The 16,885-nt window shown below is 29.9% G+C and carries 14 protein-coding genes and 3 tRNA genes; 7 read left to right on the forward strand and 10 right to left on the reverse strand.

All coding sequences use genetic code 11. The features are described from left to right. Positions 1 to 8: 8 nt before the first annotated feature. Positions 9 to 746: a tRNA pseudouridine(38-40) synthase TruA gene (truA, locus tag ACQ65T_RS08445; protein ID WP_430400643.1), complete on the reverse strand. Its 738-nt coding sequence runs from the start codon at positions 744 to 746 to the stop codon at positions 9 to 11. Positions 747 to 840: 94 nt separating this feature from the next. On the opposite strand from truA, the gene ACQ65T_RS08450 reads away from it, so the two are divergent. Next, positions 841 to 1,335: a metallophosphoesterase family protein gene (locus ACQ65T_RS08450; RefSeq protein WP_430400644.1), complete on the forward strand. Its 495-nt coding sequence runs from the start codon at positions 841 to 843 to the stop codon at positions 1,333 to 1,335. An 80-nt stretch (positions 1,336 to 1,415) separates the two neighbouring features. Here the strand turns inward: ACQ65T_RS08450 and ACQ65T_RS08455 are convergent, their stop codons facing one another. After that, positions 1,416 to 1,826 (reverse strand): DUF4293 domain-containing protein, encoded by a 411-nt coding sequence (locus tag ACQ65T_RS08455; protein WP_430400645.1) that lies wholly within the window; start codon positions 1,824 to 1,826, stop codon positions 1,416 to 1,418. 187 nt (positions 1,827 to 2,013) lie between these two features. On the opposite strand from ACQ65T_RS08455, the gene rho reads away from it, so the two are divergent. Next, positions 2,014 to 3,690, forward strand: a complete 1,677-nt coding sequence (gene rho, locus ACQ65T_RS08460) for a transcription termination factor Rho (protein ID WP_430400646.1) — start codon at positions 2,014 to 2,016, stop codon at positions 3,688 to 3,690. A gap of 45 nt (positions 3,691 to 3,735) precedes the next feature. Here rho and ACQ65T_RS08465 read toward each other — a convergent pair whose 3' ends face one another. From ACQ65T_RS08465 to ACQ65T_RS08475, 3 genes are read right to left on the reverse strand one after another with little or no spacing between them, the layout of a single operon-like run. Then, positions 3,736 to 4,308 (reverse strand): HutD family protein, encoded by a 573-nt coding sequence (locus ACQ65T_RS08465; protein ID WP_430400647.1) that lies wholly within the window; start codon positions 4,306 to 4,308, stop codon positions 3,736 to 3,738. An 11-nt stretch (positions 4,309 to 4,319) separates the two neighbouring features. Continuing rightward, positions 4,320 to 4,754 carry an ATP-dependent zinc protease family protein gene (locus ACQ65T_RS08470; RefSeq protein ID WP_430400648.1) on the reverse strand — a complete coding sequence of 145 codons (435 nt, stop codon included), beginning with the start codon at positions 4,752 to 4,754 and terminating at the stop codon, positions 4,320 to 4,322. A 25-nt stretch (positions 4,755 to 4,779) separates the two neighbouring features. After that, entirely contained in the window at positions 4,780 to 7,329 is a 2,550-nt protein-coding gene (locus tag ACQ65T_RS08475; RefSeq protein ID WP_430400649.1) for an ATP-dependent Clp protease ATP-binding subunit, read from the reverse strand. Between the two features lie 261 nt (positions 7,330 to 7,590). Between ACQ65T_RS08475 and gyrA the strand changes: the two genes are divergently transcribed. Beyond that, complete coding sequence (gene gyrA / locus ACQ65T_RS08480) at positions 7,591 to 10,149, forward strand: DNA gyrase subunit A (RefSeq protein ID WP_430400650.1); 2,559 nt, start codon at positions 7,591 to 7,593, stop codon at positions 10,147 to 10,149. 61 nt (positions 10,150 to 10,210) lie between these two features. Then, positions 10,211 to 11,395, forward strand: coding sequence for a tetratricopeptide repeat protein (locus ACQ65T_RS08485; protein ID WP_430400651.1), 1,185 nt, complete (start codon positions 10,211 to 10,213; stop codon positions 11,393 to 11,395). 45 nt (positions 11,396 to 11,440) lie between these two features. On the opposite strand, the gene ACQ65T_RS08490 is transcribed toward ACQ65T_RS08485, so the two are convergent. Together ACQ65T_RS08490 and ACQ65T_RS08495 are read right to left on the reverse strand one after the other, a co-directional pair. Further along, positions 11,441 to 12,202, reverse strand: coding sequence for an NlpC/P60 family protein (locus tag ACQ65T_RS08490; RefSeq protein ID WP_430400652.1), 762 nt, complete (start codon positions 12,200 to 12,202; stop codon positions 11,441 to 11,443). A gap of 68 nt (positions 12,203 to 12,270) precedes the next feature. Beyond that, complete coding sequence (locus ACQ65T_RS08495; RefSeq protein WP_430400653.1) at positions 12,271 to 13,449, reverse strand: acetyl-CoA C-acyltransferase; 1,179 nt, start codon at positions 13,447 to 13,449, stop codon at positions 12,271 to 12,273. A gap of 273 nt (positions 13,450 to 13,722) precedes the next feature. On the opposite strand from ACQ65T_RS08495, the gene ACQ65T_RS08500 reads away from it, so the two are divergent. From ACQ65T_RS08500 to ACQ65T_RS08510, 3 genes are all read left to right on the forward strand, one after another. Next, positions 13,723 to 13,806: transfer RNA gene (locus ACQ65T_RS08500), tRNA-Ser, on the forward strand. Positions 13,807 to 13,818: 12 nt separating this feature from the next. Further along, a tRNA-Pro gene (locus ACQ65T_RS08505) sits at positions 13,819 to 13,893 on the forward strand. Between the two features lie 14 nt (positions 13,894 to 13,907). Continuing rightward, positions 13,908 to 13,981 (forward strand) — tRNA-Arg (locus ACQ65T_RS08510). A 52-nt stretch (positions 13,982 to 14,033) separates the two neighbouring features. On the opposite strand, the gene ACQ65T_RS08515 is transcribed toward ACQ65T_RS08510, so the two are convergent. The 3 genes from ACQ65T_RS08515 to ACQ65T_RS08525 are packed head-to-tail and all read right to left on the reverse strand — an operon-like array spanning position 14,034 to position 16,871. Next, a complete protein-coding gene (locus tag ACQ65T_RS08515; RefSeq protein WP_430400654.1) occupies positions 14,034 to 14,600 on the reverse strand; it encodes a hypothetical protein in 567 nt (188 codons plus the stop codon). A gap of 2 nt (positions 14,601 to 14,602) precedes the next feature. Then, on the reverse strand, positions 14,603 to 15,781 hold the full coding sequence (locus ACQ65T_RS08520) for a THUMP-like domain-containing protein (RefSeq protein WP_430400655.1): 1,179 nt from the start codon (positions 15,779 to 15,781) through the stop codon (positions 14,603 to 14,605). A 1-nt stretch (position 15,782) separates the two neighbouring features. Beyond that, positions 15,783 to 16,871 (reverse strand): AI-2E family transporter, encoded by a 1,089-nt coding sequence (locus ACQ65T_RS08525; protein WP_430400656.1) that lies wholly within the window; start codon positions 16,869 to 16,871, stop codon positions 15,783 to 15,785. Between the last annotated feature and the right edge of the window lie 14 nt (positions 16,872 to 16,885).

Genomic DNA, 16,885 nt, shown 5'->3' on the forward strand with positions numbered 1-16,885 from the left:
TTATAAATTTAATCTATATATGTATACTTAACTTTTACAAGGTATAAACCATGTGCTGGAACTGAAAAACCTGCTTTTTGGCGATTTTTACTTTCAATAATAGCTCTAAAATCGTCTAAAGTAATTTTACCAATTCCTACATTAACTAAAGTTCCAACTATAGCGCGAACCATATTGCGTAAAAAACGATTAGCGGTGACTGTAAATATTAATTGATTTCCTTTTACTTTCCAATGTGCTTCTGTAATATCGCATAAAAAAGTATTTACATCGGTATTGGTCTTTGAAAAACATTCAAAATCTTCAAATTCGAATAAGATTTTACAAGCTTCATTCATTAAATCAACATTCAATTTGTTGAAATAATACCAACTTCCTTCGTTTTGAAAAACATCTTTAAAAGTATGTATGTAATACTCATAAGTTCTACTGGTAGCGTCAAAACGAGAATGAGCATCTTCATGAACAGGAATAAAACGATAAATAACTATATTTTTTCCTAAAAAAGAATTGAATTTACTCACCCAATAATCAGAATCAATTTCAATGTCGCAATCAAAATGAGCATACATTTGTTTAGCATGAACACCGCTATCTGTTCTTCCGGCACCAACAATTTGAATAGGTTGCTTGAATAATAAGCTTAATGCTTTATCTAGAGTTTCTTGTACCGAAATTACATCAGGCTGAACCTGAAATCCATGAAATTCTTTTCCGTTGTATGCAAATTCTATGAAGTATCTCAATCTGAAATTTCTGTTTTTAATAATGTGAAAGCAAATTTACGAAATTAGAGAGCAATGACAATTTCAATTTCAATAATTAATCTATTTTTGTGATATGATTAAGATATTATTGCTTTCTGATACACATAGTCACATCGATGATGTTATTTTAAAATACGTTAATTTAGCTGATGAAGTTTGGCACGCTGGTGATATTGGAAATTTAGAGGTAACAGATAAAATAAAAACATTAAAACCATTACGAGCAGTTTTTGGTAATATTGATGATGCGGAAGCTAGAAAAGAATTTCCGTTGAATAATAGATTTATGTGTGAAGGTGTTGATGTTTGGATTACTCATATTGGCGGATATCCTGATAAATACAATGTAAATGTAAGAGACGAAATTCGTCAGAATCCTCCCAAATTATTTATTTGTGGGCATTCACATATTCTAAAAGTACAATTTGACAAGAAATTAAATTTACTTCATATGAATCCTGGTGCAGCTGGTAAGCATGGATTTCATCAAGTTAGAACAATGTTACGCTTTGAAATTGATAACAATAAAATTCAAAACCTTGAAGTAATTGAAATAGGGAAGAAGTAGTTATTATATTTTTTAAAACAAAAAACCCGAATCTTTTGATTCGGGTTTTTCTACGCACTAATAAAACTAAGATGATAGGTTTAACGTAGTCGATCTACAGATTTTACGAGATCTTCGTCCTTTTTAATTGCTCTGTTAGCCAAAACAAGTAAAACGATAGAAATAGTAGGAAGAAACATCCCAATACCCTTCTCTGAAATTTGCATTTCTCCGGATAAGTTTAGTGTACGAACAACAAAAAATCCTAGTAAAATAAAGTTAAATATGATTGCCAATCTGTTTAAAACAAATTGCGTTTGTCTCTTTTTAAATAAAAATAAGCTGATTAAAGCTATTGCTGAAATAACAGCAAAAAATGCTATATATATTATTGATTCATTAAAATAAACTACTTTACTTTCCTCTTCAGTCCAAAGTGAAAAGAAAAAAGGAAGAATAGCAGTTATAATAATGCTACAAATTAAGTATAAGCTTTGAATGCGTTGAATCATTTTTTATAAAATTGCAAAGCAAAAATATGTTTTCTTTTGTAAAAAAACTATTGTTTAATTCAATTTTATTCGTATTATTGCATAGTACTATCGTAAGTACTTCATACTGCGATAGGTTACAACCCCCAAATAAATCTTATCACAAAAATTTATTATTCCTATTAAATAAATAATTCAAAATTTATCCATGTTTGATATTGAAGTCTTAAAAGAGATGAAACTCTCTGATTTGCAAGAAATTGCTAAAGTTGCTAAAGTAAAAAAGTACAGAACTCTTAAAAAAGACGAACTAGTTTACCAAATTTTAGACGTTCAAGCTGCAAATCCAGAAACTGTAAAAGCAGAAGTAATTAAAGGTACTACAACAACTAAGCCTATTGAGAAAGAAAAAGTAGCTAAACCAAAAAGGACTCGATTAGTTTCTCAAAAAGAGGTTAAACCTAGGCCTCAAGTATCTGCTGAAGAAAGTAAAATTGAAGCTCCAATTGAAAACAAGGTTAAAACTAAACCAGTAAGAGTTCAAAAAGAAAGTGTTGTTGTTTCAACTACTGAAATATCAGAAGAAGTAAAAAAGGAAGTTTCTGAAAATAAAGAATCTGAGGTTAAAAAAACACAACCTAGTGTTAATCATAAAGCAAATCAAAATAACCCAAATCATCCTAGTTTTAAGAAAAACAACCCTGCAAATCAACCTAATCCTTCAAAAAAGCAAAGTTCTAAACCAAATTTTAGAGAGCCTGAATTTGAGTTTGATGGAATTATTGAAAGTGAAGGTGTTTTAGAGATGATGCCAGATGGATACGGATTTCTTCGTTCTTCTGATTATAATTATTTATCATCTCCTGATGATATATATTTATCTCAATCTCAAATTAGATTATTTGGATTAAAAACAGGAGATACAGTCAAAGGAGTTGTTCGTCCACCAAAAGAAGGTGAAAAATATTTTCCTTTGGTTAGAGTATTAAAAATTAACGGTCATGACCCGCAAGAAGTAAGAGATAGAATTTCTTTTGAACATTTAACTCCAATTTTTCCAAAAGAAAAATTCAATATAGCTGAAAAGCAAAGTACTGTTTCTACACGAATTATAGATTTATTTTCTCCTATAGGAAAAGGTCAACGAGGTATGATTGTTGCTCAACCTAAAACGGGTAAAACAATGTTATTGAAAGAAATTGCAAACGCGATTGCTGCAAATCATCCAGAAGTATATTTAATAGTTCTTCTTATTGATGAACGCCCTGAAGAGGTTACAGATATGCAAAGAAATGTAAGAGGAGAAGTTATTGCTTCTACTTTTGATCGTGAACCTCAAGAACATGTGAAAATTGCAAATATTGTTTTAGAAAAGGCAAAACGTTTAACTGAATGTGGACATGATGTTGTTGTGTTATTAGATTCAATAACTCGTTTAGCTAGAGCTTATAATACAGTTCAGCCAGCTTCTGGAAAAGTTTTAAGTGGTGGTGTTGATGCGAATGCATTACAAAAGCCAAAACGTTTCTTTGGTGCTGCTCGTAATGTTGAAAACGGAGGGTCATTAAGTATTATAGCTACCGCCTTAACTGATACGGGTTCTAAAATGGATGAAGTTATCTTTGAAGAATTCAAAGGAACGGGTAATATGGAGCTTCAATTAGACAGAAGAATTGCTAACAAACGTATATTCCCAGCAATTGATTTAGTTTCTTCTAGTACTCGTAGAGATGACTTACTGTTAGACGACAACACAGTTCAAAGAATGTGGATAATGAGAAAGTATCTAGCCGATATGAATCCTATTGAAGCTATGGACTTTATTCATGATCGATTTAGAAAGACAGCAAATAATGAGGAATTTTTAATTTCCATGAATCAATAGAATTAGATATAAAAAAATCCCAATCAAAACTGATTGGGATTTTTTTTATTTAGTATCAATTTTTGAAATGATAAGTTCACTTGTATCTGAGAAACTTATTTCCAAATTCATTTTTTCTTTTAAAACAAATACATCTCCTTCTTTTAATCTAAATAAAATATTTTCATTCTTGATTAAAACTTCTCCTTTGTAATTATATAGTATTAAAAAGTCTGATGAATTCTTTAGTTTCTTTTTTTGATTTTCACTTGAAGTTACAACCTCTATTTTACAGTTATAATTTACATTTGACATTAAATTAAAATCAGTACATGTTCCTTTAGATGAAGTTTTCCAATCTCCTTTAAATGAATCAACATTAAACTTATTTAATCTTTTAGAATACTGGTTTTCATGGGTAATTTCTATAGAACCATCTAAAACCATTAACTCTCTATCTATATTAGGTAAAGATGTGAATTGAGACTCTTCAAGATTAACTTGTGCTGAACTTAATCTAAATTCAAAATTTCTTTCTTGGTAATTTGAGTCTTCTGGATAAATATATAATTCAGTTGTTGTTCCACCTTGCCAAGTTGTTGTAATAAGGTCTTTTTTAGAAATTATTTTATAATTCATTTTATTTAAAACTATAAAGAAGGTTTCCCAAGTAAATATCTAAATTCACAATCTATTAAAACTTTGTTACTCATAGCTTGTCTGCCTAATAACATGTGAAAACCCATTAGTTTTCTATTGGTTAGTGTAATTTCAATAGGGTAAGATGAATTTCCTAAAATAAGTTTAGTCTCAATTACAAAACGTTCTTCTTTATTGCCATTTGAACTTTTAATTATTCTTTTTTCAACTAATTTAGCTTCACATTGCACAATTAAATCGGGTCTAGATTTTAATGGATGTAATGAAAATTGCACCCAGTTTTCATCATTTTTAATAAACTTAGTCAAATTATCAGCGTGTAAGGCTGTTGTTTTCGCACCAGAATCTACTTTAGCTTTGATTAACTCAATACCTAAATCAGGTAAAGAACACCATTCTCTTGATCCAATAATTATTTTATTCATAATAATAACATCAATAAAAAACCTACTATTCAGTAGGTTTTTTAGCTTTTTTAATTGAAATTTTTAATTCATTCGTTTTCTCATCTAAGTCCATAAAGATTTCATCTCCTTCATGAATTTTAGAAGTAATTATTTCTTCAGCAAGTGCATCTTCGACATATTTTTGAATTGCTCTTTTCAAAGGTCTAGCCCCAAATTGTTTATCAAAGCCTTTATCTGCAATATAGTCTTTTGCTTTTTCAGATAATGATAAATTATAGCCTAAGTCTTTAACACGTAAGTAAAGTTTTGCCATTTCTATATCAATAATTTTGTCGATATCTTCTTTTTCTAAAGCGTTAAAAACTACAACATCATCAATTCTATTTAAGAACTCTGGGGCAAATGCTTTTTTAAGTGCATTTTCAATAATTCCTTTAGAATGATCATCAGCTTGAGCTACTTTTGAAGCCGTTCCAAAGCCTACACCTTGCCCGAAGTCTTTTAATTGACGAGCTCCAACATTTGAAGTCATAATGATAATAGTATTTCTAAAATCAATTTTACGGCCTAAACTATCAGTTAAATGTCCATCATCAAGAACTTGTAACATCATGTTAAAAACATCCGGATGTGCTTTTTCAATTTCATCTAAAAGAACAACACAATAAGGTTTTCTTCTTACTTTTTCAGTTAATTGTCCTCCTTCTTCATAGCCTACATATCCTGGAGGTGCACCGACTAATCTAGAAATTGCAAATTTCTCCATGTATTCACTCATGTCAATTCGAACTAAAGTGTCTTCAGAGTCGAATAATTCTTTTGCAATTACTTTAGCTAATTGTGTTTTACCAACACCTGTTTGGCCTAAAAATATGAAAGAGCCAATTGGTTTGTTTGGGTCTTTTAATCCAGCACGATTTCTTTGAATTGCTTTTGCAACTTTTTCAACAGCTTCATCTTGACCAATTACTTTTCCTTTAATTAATTCAGGTAAGTGCGCTAATTTGTTGCTTTCAGTTTGTGCAATTCTATTAACAGGAATTCCAGTCATCATTGAAACTACATCAGCTACATTATCTTCGGTAACAGTTATTCTATTATTTTTTGCATCTTCTTCCCATTTCTCTTGAGCAATAGCCAATTCCTTTTCTATTTTTTTCTCGTCATCTCTAAGTTTTGCTGCTTCTTCATACTTCTGTTTTTTAACGACAGTAGTTTTTAATTCTCTTACATCTTCAAGTTGTCTCTCTAACTCAATGATTTGTTTAGGGACATCAATGTTTGTAATATGAACTCTCGAACCAGCTTCATCCAATGCATCAATCGCCTTATCTGGAAGAAAACGATCAGTCATATATCTACTAGTTAATTTCACACAAGCTTCAATAGCTTCAGGAGTATATGTTACAGTATGGTGTTCTTCGTATTTACCTTTAATATTATTAAGAATTGTAATCGTTTCTTCAATTGAAGTTGGTTCAATAATTACTTTTTGAAAACGTCTTTCTAGCGCTCCATCTTTTTCAATATATTGACGATATTCATCTAAAGTTGTAGCTCCAACACATTGTATTTCACCTCTTGCTAATGCTGGTTTAAACATATTTGAAGCATCAAGCGATCCAGTAGCTCCACCGGCACCTACTATTGTGTGAATTTCATCAATGAATAAAATGATATCGTCATTTTTTTCCAATTCATTCATTACAGCTTTCATGCGTTCTTCAAACTGACCACGGTATTTAGTTCCGGCAACTAAACTTGCTAAATCTAAAGTAACAACTCGTTTATTGAATAAAACACGAGAAACTTTCCTTTGAATAATTCGTAGTGCTAATCCTTCCGCAATTGCAGATTTACCAACCCCTGGCTCACCTATAAGTAATGGATTGTTTTTCTTTCTTCTACTTAAAATTTGAGAAACTCTTTCAATTTCTTTTTCACGACCAACTACAGGGTCAAGTTTTCCTTGTTCAGCCATCTCAGTTAAATCTCTTCCGAAATTATCTAAAACTGGAGTTTTTGATTTTTTCGTACTCTTATTTCCTCCAGTTGGGTTATTAAATCCTCCATCTTTGGGAGTTTCTTCTTGGCTAGAGTCATCATTAAATGACTCAGCTTTTGGAAGATTTTCTATATAGTCGTTCTCGTTTGTCATCATTGTTGAATATTGGTCTTTAACACTTTCATAATCAATTTTAAGCTTGTTTAATAACTTAGTTGTGGGATCATTTTCATTTCTTAAAATACATAATAGTAAATGAGCCGTACTTATAAGTGTACTGTTGTAAAGTTTTGCCTCTAAAAAAGTTGTTTTTAGAGCTCTTTCAGCTTGCCTTGTTAAATGAAGGTTTTTTTTATCGTTATTTTGAATATCAGTTGTATTTGCAGGACTTAAAATTTCAACTTTATTTCTAAGATGCATAAAGTCAACAGCCATATTGTTTAAAATGGCCATAGCTTTTCCTTGTCCTTCGCGAAGTAAACCTAGCATAAGGTGTTCTGTTCCTATAAAATCGTGTCCTAATCTTAAAGCCTCTTCCTTACTATAAGAAATCACCTCTTTGACTCTTGGTGAAAAATTATCGTCCATCTTCTATTGTGTTTATTGTAAAAGTAAAAAGATTTGCTTTATATATAGCAAAAAACATACCTAAACTATATTTATATGCTAATTGACAAAAAAAAAGTGATAAAAAAAAATCAAAAGTTTACTAATTGATATATTTTTTTTAAAGATAAAATTGTTAATAAATCGTTTAAATTTATAGTTTAAATTGGCTTTGAAAATTAGAAAAAGCCGTATATTGTCGCGTTTAAGAATGAATTATAATTTTAATATAAATAAATATATATGTCTGACGGAGAAAAGTTAATTTCGATTAACATTGAAGACGAAATGAAGTCAGCTTACATTGATTATTCAATGTCAGTTATTGTATCGAGAGCACTTCCAGATGTAAGAGATGGTTTAAAACCAGTACATCGTAGAGTTTTATTTGGAATGTATGAATTAGGTGTTTTATCAAATAGAGCACATAAAAAGTCTGCAAGAATTGTTGGAGAAGTATTAGGAAAGTACCACCCACATGGTGATACCTCTGTTTATGATGCAATGGTGCGTATGGCTCAAGATTGGAGTTTACGTTATTTACTTGTTGATGGACAAGGGAACTTTGGTTCAGTTGATGGAGATAGTCCTGCAGCAATGCGTTATACTGAAGCTAGAATGCAAAAACTTTCAGAAGAAATTTTGGCAGATATTGACAAAGAGACAGTTGATTTTCAATTGAATTTTGACGATACTTTGGAAGAGCCTAAGGTAATGCCAACCAGGGTTCCTAACTTACTTATTAATGGAGCTTCAGGAATTGCAGTAGGTATGGCTACAAATATGCCTCCACATAACTTAACTGAAGTTATTGACGGTACGTTAGCCTATATCGACAATAACGATATTGAAATTGATGAATTGATGACTCATATTAAGGCTCCTGATTTTCCAACAGGTGGAGTTATTTATGGGTACGAAGGTGTAAGAGAAGCATTTAAAACAGGTCGTGGACGTATTGTAATGCGTGCTAAAGCTCGTTTTGAAGAAAGTAATAACAGAGAAGCTATTATTGTTACTGAGATTCCTTATCAAGTGAATAAAGCCGATATGATTAAGAAAACGGCTGACTTAATTAATGATAAGAAAATAGAAGGTATTTCTACAATTCGTGATGAATCGGATAGAAACGGAATGCGTATTGTTTATGAATTAAAAAGAGATGCGGTTCCTAATATTGTATTAAATACACTTTATAAGTACACACAACTTCAATCTTCTTTCAGTGTAAACAACATTGCATTAGTTAACGGTAGACCACAAATGTTGAATCTAAAAGAGCTGATTCATTATTTTGTTGAACACCGTCATGAAGTTGTTATTCGAAGAGCACAATATGAATTGAGAAAAGCTGAAGAACGTGCTCATATTTTAGAAGGTTTAATTATTGCTTCTGATAATATTGATGAAGTAATTGCTTTAATTCGTTCTTCTAAAGATGGTGAGGAAGCTAGGGCAAAGTTAATTGAGCGATTTAAATTATCTGAAATTCAAGCTCGTGCTATTGTAGAAATGCGATTAAGACAACTAACTGGTCTTGAGCAAGATAAATTACGTGGAGAATACGAAGAAATAATGAAATTAATTGCAGGGTTAAAAGAATTATTGGCAAGTAAAGAATTGCGAATGGAACTTATTAAAACTGAATTAGTTGAAATTAGAGATAAATATGGAGATGAGCGTCGTTCTATCATAGAATATGCTGGTGGAGATGTAAGTATTGAAGATTTAATTGCTGATGAACAAGTTGTTGTTACTATTTCTCATGCAGGTTATATTAAAAGAACTTCATTAACCGAGTACAAAACACAAAATAGAGGAGGAGTAGGACAAAAAAGTGCTGCTACAAGAGATCAAGATTTCTTAGAACATTTATTTGTCGCGACAAATCACCAGTATTTAATGTTCTTTACTCAAAAAGGTAAATGTTTCTGGATGCGTGTTTTCGAAATTCCAGAAGGTACAAAAGCAAGTAAAGGTAGAGCTATTCAAAACCTTATAAATATTGAAAACGATGATAAAGTGAAAGCTTACATCTGTACTCAAGATCTAAAGGATGAAGAATACATCAATAATCATTTTGTAATTATGGCTACTAAGAATGGTCAAGTTAAGAAAACTCCACTTGAGCAATATTCTCGTCCACGTCAAAATGGTATTAATGCTATTACAATTAAGGATAATGATGAGTTATTAGAAGCTAAATTAACAACAGGAAATAGTCATGTTTTACTAGCAGTTAAATCGGGTAAACTGGTTCGATTTGAAGAAAGCAAAACAAGACCAATGGGTAGAACTGCATCTGGAGTTAGAGGTATTACTCTAGCTAATGATCAAGATGAACTTATTGGAATGGTTGCTATTGATGAAAATGACATCAATGATTCGCAAATTTTAGTTGTTACTGAAAATGGTTACGGTAAACGTACAAAATTAGTAGACGATGATGGTGAAGACGTATATAGAGTTACTAATAGAGGAGGTAAAGGTGTTAAAACACTTAATTTAACTGAGAAAACAGGTTCGTTAATCTCGATTAATGGTGTAACAGATGAAGATGATTTAATGATTATCAATAAATCGGGTTTAACTATTAGAATGGAAATTTCTGATTTACGTGTTATGGGTAGAGCAACTCAAGGTGTTCGTTTAATAAATATTAAAGGAAACGACTCAATTGCTGCTGTTACAAAAGTATTACGTGAAGAAGAAGACGAAAACATTATGGATATTGATGGTGAAGTTATTGACGAAAATCAAATTGAAGGAGAAGATTCATCTGAAGCTGATTCTCAAGAATAATTTATAAAAAGAAAGCCCAAATTTATTTGGGCTTTATGTTATATACTAAATTAATAAAAATATGAAAAAATTAATTTTAGGTGTAGCTCTAATGTTATCAGTTGCTACATTTGCTCAAAAGGATGAGCTAAAAACTCTAAAGAAATTATATTCTAGAGAAAATTTAAATGAAAAAGATATAGTTCTTTACAAATCAACAATTGCATCACTTGAAAGTATTGCTTCTGAGAAATCAGATAAAGTTTATTTAAATTTCTATAAAGGAATGTTGCCTTTAATTGAAATCATGTCTTTAGGTGATACAGTTACACCAGCAGACCAAATGAGAGTTTTTAATCCAAAAGCTTTAGATGATTTGTCTAATTCATTGGTTGCTACTATAGATTTTGAAAAAGAGTCAGGAAAGGAGATTTATACTAAAGATATAGAAGAAACACTATCATGGTTTAAACCAATGTTAAGCCAATTTGCTTTTCAATTAAATTCTAATTCTAAATTTAAAGAAGGTTCTGAATTATTTTATAATATTTATAAGCTAGATAAAAATGATGGTTCAAATCTTGAAAACGCCGCTATATTAGCTGTTCAGGCACAAGACTATGTTCAAGCTGAAAAGTATTACAGAGAGTTTTTTAATAGTGATTATATCAACAAACACATTAATTACTTTGCAATAAATAAAGCAAGTGGACAAGAAGAGTCTTTTCCGTCTAGAGAATCGAGAATGAAATCTATTGGATTAGGAATTCACGAAAAGCCAAGAGAAGAGAAACTTTCAGTTAAAAAACCTGAAATATCTAAAACAATTGCAGTATTGTCTTTTCAGAATGGAAATATAGAACAAGCTAAAAAAGATTATAAATTAGCTAAAGAACTAAATCCTGATGATATCGAGGTGTTGTCTAATGAAGCTAATGTATATTATCAATCAAATGACTTAGTTAGTTATGAAAAATTAGTAAAAGAATTGATTTTAAAAGATCCTACTAATGCAAGTTTGCACTTTAATATAGGTTACTTATCTTTATCAGAAGATCAAAAGATAGTTGATGAGTTGAATAAAAACACATCAAATAATAAATTGTATAATGAATTAATGGAGAAAAGAAAGGCGATTTTTAGAAATGCATTACCACATTTTGAAAAATCATATTCTTTAGACTCTAGTAATGATAACACAAAGCAATTACTTAGATTGACTTACGAAGTTTTAGGAATGAAAGATAAAGCTGCTACAATTAAATAATTATTATAGTTATAAAAAAAAATCCCGCTTAATGCGGGATTTTTTTTATATAATTTTTTTTATAACTCTTAATTTGTGTGTATGTCTTCCAGTGTCTACATTATAAATACCAAGGTGATCTAATCTGTCAATTCGTACTTTTCCAGAAGCATGAATAATGTAGTTATCGTTCATCATTATTCCTACATGTGTAATATTTCCTTCTTCATTATCAAAAAAAGCTAAATCTCCTGGTTCACTTTCTTCAATAAAACTTAATGCTTCTCCTTGAGTAGCTTGGTCTGATGCATCTCGTAAAAGTCTATAACCATTAATTTTATAAACCATTTGAGTGAAACCTGAACAATCAATGCCAAAAGGAGTTTTTCCTCCCCATAAATAAGGTGAGTTTAAATACATGAAAGCAGTTTTAATTAAATTATCTTTCTCTTTTTTGCCACAAATTTTTATACCATCAAATGTATAGTTTAAAGTATTAATATGCTCGTTTTCTAAAAAAGATAATGAAGCTCCTAGTGGAACTGGAGTCAGAATATTGTTTGGTGTAGAAATATATTCAATTAAATCACTATTTAAAACAATAGGAGAATTATTTAAATAATTAAAATGTTCTTCGCTAATTATTAAATACTGTTTGTTATCTATCCATCCAATATAATTATCAAATGCAATTTCTATTTTAGTCCATTTTTTATCTTGTTCTAAAATAGTAAAATGCTCTCCAAATAAGATTTGAGAAACTTGCTCGCTTCTATCTGAAGGTTCAAATCGAATAGGAACTATGGAAAGATTGCAAATTCCGAACATTAAAAATAATTATGAGTTAATAATTATGAGTTGTAGAATATAAATTTTACAACTCATAATTCATAAGGTTAGGCTTTTTCAATTACAATTGCAGATGCACCACCACCACCATTACAAATAGCAGCAGCACCAATTTTAGCATTGTTTTGTTCTAAAACATTAATTAAAGTTACAATAATTCTTGCTCCAGAACATCCAAGTGGGTGACCTAAAGATACAGCTCCACCATTTACGTTTACTTTATCATTTTCTAAACCAAGAATTTTAGCATTTGCTAAACCAACTACAGAAAAAGCTTCGTTAAACTCAAAAAAGTCAACATCTGAAATACTTAAATTTGCTTTCTTTAAAGCAATTGGTAATGCTTTTGAAGGTGCAGTAGTAAACCAAACTGGTTCGTGTGCAGCATCAGCATAAGATTTAATATAGGCCAATGGTTTTAAGCCTAATTCATTTGCTTTATCTTCACTCATTAGAATTAACGCAGCTGCACCGTCATTAATTGTTGAAGCATTTGCGGCTGTAACAGTTCCTTCTTTTGTAAAAACAGCAGAAAGAGCTGGTATCTTGTCTAATTTAACGTTTGTATATTCTTCATCTTTAGAAACAATGATTGCATCTCCACGTCTCTGAGGTACTTCTACAGGAACGATTTCTGAATCAAACTTACCTGCATCCCATGCGTTAGCAGATCTTTTATACGATTGAATAGCAAAGTTATCTTGCTCTTCTCTTGATATTTTATGTTCTGTTGCACATAAATCTGCAGCAACCCCCATCGCATTATTATCATATGCATCAACTAATCCGTCTTTTTGCATTCCATCTACTAAAGAAGTTGGTCCAAATTTCACACCATTTCTCATATGAACATAGTGAGGAATAAGACTCATGTTTTCCATTCCACCTGCAACTACAATTTCTGCGTCTCCACACATAATTGCTTGTGCTCCTTGCATAACAGCTTTCATTCCGCTTGCACATACTTTATTAACAGTAGTACAAGGTACGGTATTAGATAACCCTGCGTAAATAGCTGCTTGTCTTGCTGGTGCTTGTCCGTTTCCTGCTTGAACAACATTACCCATTATAACTTCATCAACTTTATTTGGGTCTAAATTAATTTTATTTAATGCACCTTTAATAGCTGCTGCTCCAAGTTTTGTAGCTGGCACAGTAGATAAAGCTCCCATGAAACTTCCAATTGGAGTTCTAACAGCAGATACAATTACAACTTTTTTACTCATGTTTTCTTATAATTTTAAATGTTATGCGAATTTACTAATTTAATTTTTAATCCTATAATTTTTTCAAGGATTAAAGGCTTTTTACGGAAATCCATTATTTACTTTTAAAGTTAATTATTTTTTTTAAAATGTATGTGATTGAATTATAGGTATTTCAATAAAAATATAAAATAAATATAAAAAAAAGCATAAAAAATGTTGTGATATATGAAGTGAAAGTGTACATTTGCAATCGCAAAAAAGATAAGTTCTTTGCTTTAAGAGTTTAAGATTGGAGAGGTGCCGGAGTGGTAACGGAGCAGATTGCTAATCTGTCGACGGGTAACCGTCGCCAGGGTTCGAGTCCCTGTCTCTCCGCTTTTATATTTTCGGGGTGTAGCGTAGCCCGGTCATCGCGCCTGCTTTGGGAGCAGGAGGTCGCAGGTTCGAATCCTGCCACCCCGACGAAAATAATTAATGGTTGCGTAGCTCAGCTGGATAGAGCAACTCACTTCTAATGAGTAGGTCCCAGGTTCGAATCCTGGCGCGATCACAAAAAAAGCCTTGCATTTGCAAGGCTTTTTTGTTTTATAATCTTTTTGTTTTTATTCAATACATTTTAAGAAATCAATAAATATGTTTTCTGGATAAAATGTTGTGTTTAATAATTCAGATTGAATTTCTTTTTTTATTACAAAATCTTTAGCTCCATTAGTAAACTGGATTCTCATTAAGTTTATGGGAGAATTTTTTAATTCTTCATAATTGTTTTTTGTAAATAAAAAATATCCATCAAGTATTCTAATGTTCCTATTATCTTTTTCATTATAGACTAGTGTATTACATACTTCTTCAGTATTGCTCACTAAAGTAACGATTTTACCATTTGCTAATTGAAAAACAATCCTAGATGTTTTATCTAAACAATTTGCTGAAATAAAATCTTTGCTAGTTTGAATAAATTGTAAGTTTAATGTAGGTATGCCATTATTGTTTATTAAAACAAAATGTATCATTTCTTTACTTTCACCAAATATTCTCTCATAAATTAATTTCTCGGGCAAAACTTTTACAAATGTAGAATCTGTTTTATCATCATAGTCGTATTTACAATTTTTAGTTTGTGCTGAAGAAATAGTTATAGAAAATAGAATGAATAATAGGTATTTCATAATTAAATTTTTGTGCAAATTAAGGCTATTTTTTTGTTATCAATATTAGTAGTGAAGAATACAAAAGTTGTGCCGCCGTCTTTTATCTTATATTTTTTTTTTAAATCTTCAACTTTAATTGGAAAGTTTCTTGTTGAAATATTCAATTTTTTTCCAAATAAATGTTCTTTTACTTCGTTTTTTTGTAGTGAAATAATATTTTCAATTTTAAAACTCCTTCCTGGAAAATTAATTATTGAGTTTGAGGTATATAAATGAGAATGTTTATGAAGTTTTTTACATTTATATTTTTCAGAAATAGCATTAAAATTCCCTGATTTCAATAACGATGCATTAGGTTCATAAATATAGTTTAAGGGCAAAGAAAACACTACTTCATAGTCTTCTTGATATATAGTTTCTACAACGTCTTGTTTATCTTTATCAATATTTACAGAAATTATACTTACATCACCATCATAATCTTTTTTAATTTCCCAAAGTAATTCTTTAACTTCATTTTTTACTGCTACAATATGTATTTTTTTAACATGTTTAAGTTCTTCAATTCCAGCCTGTAAATCCAGTAGTGGTGCAGTTTTTATTAAGATGTTATTTGATTTAGAAAAGTATAATGGAAGTAAATTTGGAACATAAGGCTCGCAATCTTTAAACATGAAAACTTTTCCTTTTGTTTCATTTCTTCTTGAAGGATCTATATATATCCAATCAAAAACTTCATTAATTTCGTTTAGATAATCAGTACTATTTTTATTAATACATGTAATATTGACAGTATTAAGTACATTAAAATTATAAGCAACTATTTCAGATAATTCTGAATTAATTTCACAATGTGTAACCGATTTTATTTTCTTAGAAAAATAATAGTCATCAATTCCAAAACCTCCACTTAAATCAATTAAAGATGTTCCAGAAATAATTTTTGATTTATATTCAGCCGTTTTTTCTGAAGAGGTTTGTTCAACTGAAATTTTTGAAGGAAAAATAATATTTGGTGTATTGAACCAAAGCGGTAATTTTTCTTTTGATTTTTGCTTAGCTTTAATTTGATTTATTATTGCTGTATATTCAATTTCAGGAAATGGGTTTTTAGTTAACGCAAGTTGAATAATATTTGTATTCAAATTTGCATTAATAAATTCTTGAACATCAGAATTGAGCAACTGATTAAAATCCAACTTAAATATTTTTAGTTAATGCTTTTATGATTTTATTTTCAGGAAAGAAATTTTTTCCTACCACTTTTAAAACAGTATAGGAAGGTACTGCTATAATCATTCCAACTATTCCAAATAAAATTCCAGAAATTACGATTACTAAAAAAATTTCTAGAGGATGTGATTTTGTGCTTTTTGAAAAAATAATTGGTTGACTTATATTATTGTCTATTAGTTGAACAATAAACATCCCTATTAGTACATATAATGTTTTTGGAATGGCATCGTTGATAAAATCTCCACTTATACCACTAATAAGAATTAAAGTAGCCGCTGCAAACATACCTATTAAAGGACCTACATATGGAATGATATTTAAAATAGCACATAAAAGTGCAATTGTAAAAGCATTTGAAACGCCAAAAATGATAAAAACAAGTCCGTTTAGAATAAAAATTATCAATAATTGAAGCAATAAACCAATAAAATATCTTGATAATAAATGTGTGATTTTATCTATCGAAGTTAGAACTTGATTTTTTTGATTTTTTGGGAGAATTGATTTAAAGGCTACAAAAAAACTAGCTCTATCTTTCAATAAGAAAAAAGAAATGAAAAATACAGATCCAACTCCCATTCCAACATTTCCAAGTGTATTAATTAAGCTGTTAAAAAACTCGGGAATTAATTTAAAATTTAAAGATGATGTAATGTTTGTAGATTCTATAACTTTTAGAACATCTATATTGTAATGAGCTAAATATACTGTTAAGTTGTTAATTACATCTTCATAGTTTTTTTCTAATGAATTAATATTCAATAAAGATAAGTTTTCTCCTTGATCAATAATTAACGGAACAAACATTAAGAAAAAACCAGTAATTAAAGCTAAAAATAAAAACAAAGTAGTAATAACGGCTAGTGTGTTTTTAAACTTTAATTTGTTTTTTAGAAATAGGACTATTGGATTTGCAATTAGGGTAAAAACAACAGAAATAATAACATAAACTAAAACGGTTGAAATTTTATAAATTAAAAAACATGCTAATACTATTCCAAATAGTATTGCAACGGTTTTTAAAAGCCCTTTAGTAAGTTCGTTTGAATTCATTTTCAAAAATAAGT

Source organism: Flavobacterium sp. (assembly GCF_965284515.1).
In the GTDB taxonomy this organism is placed as follows: Bacteria; Bacteroidota; Bacteroidia; order Flavobacteriales; family Flavobacteriaceae; genus Flavobacterium.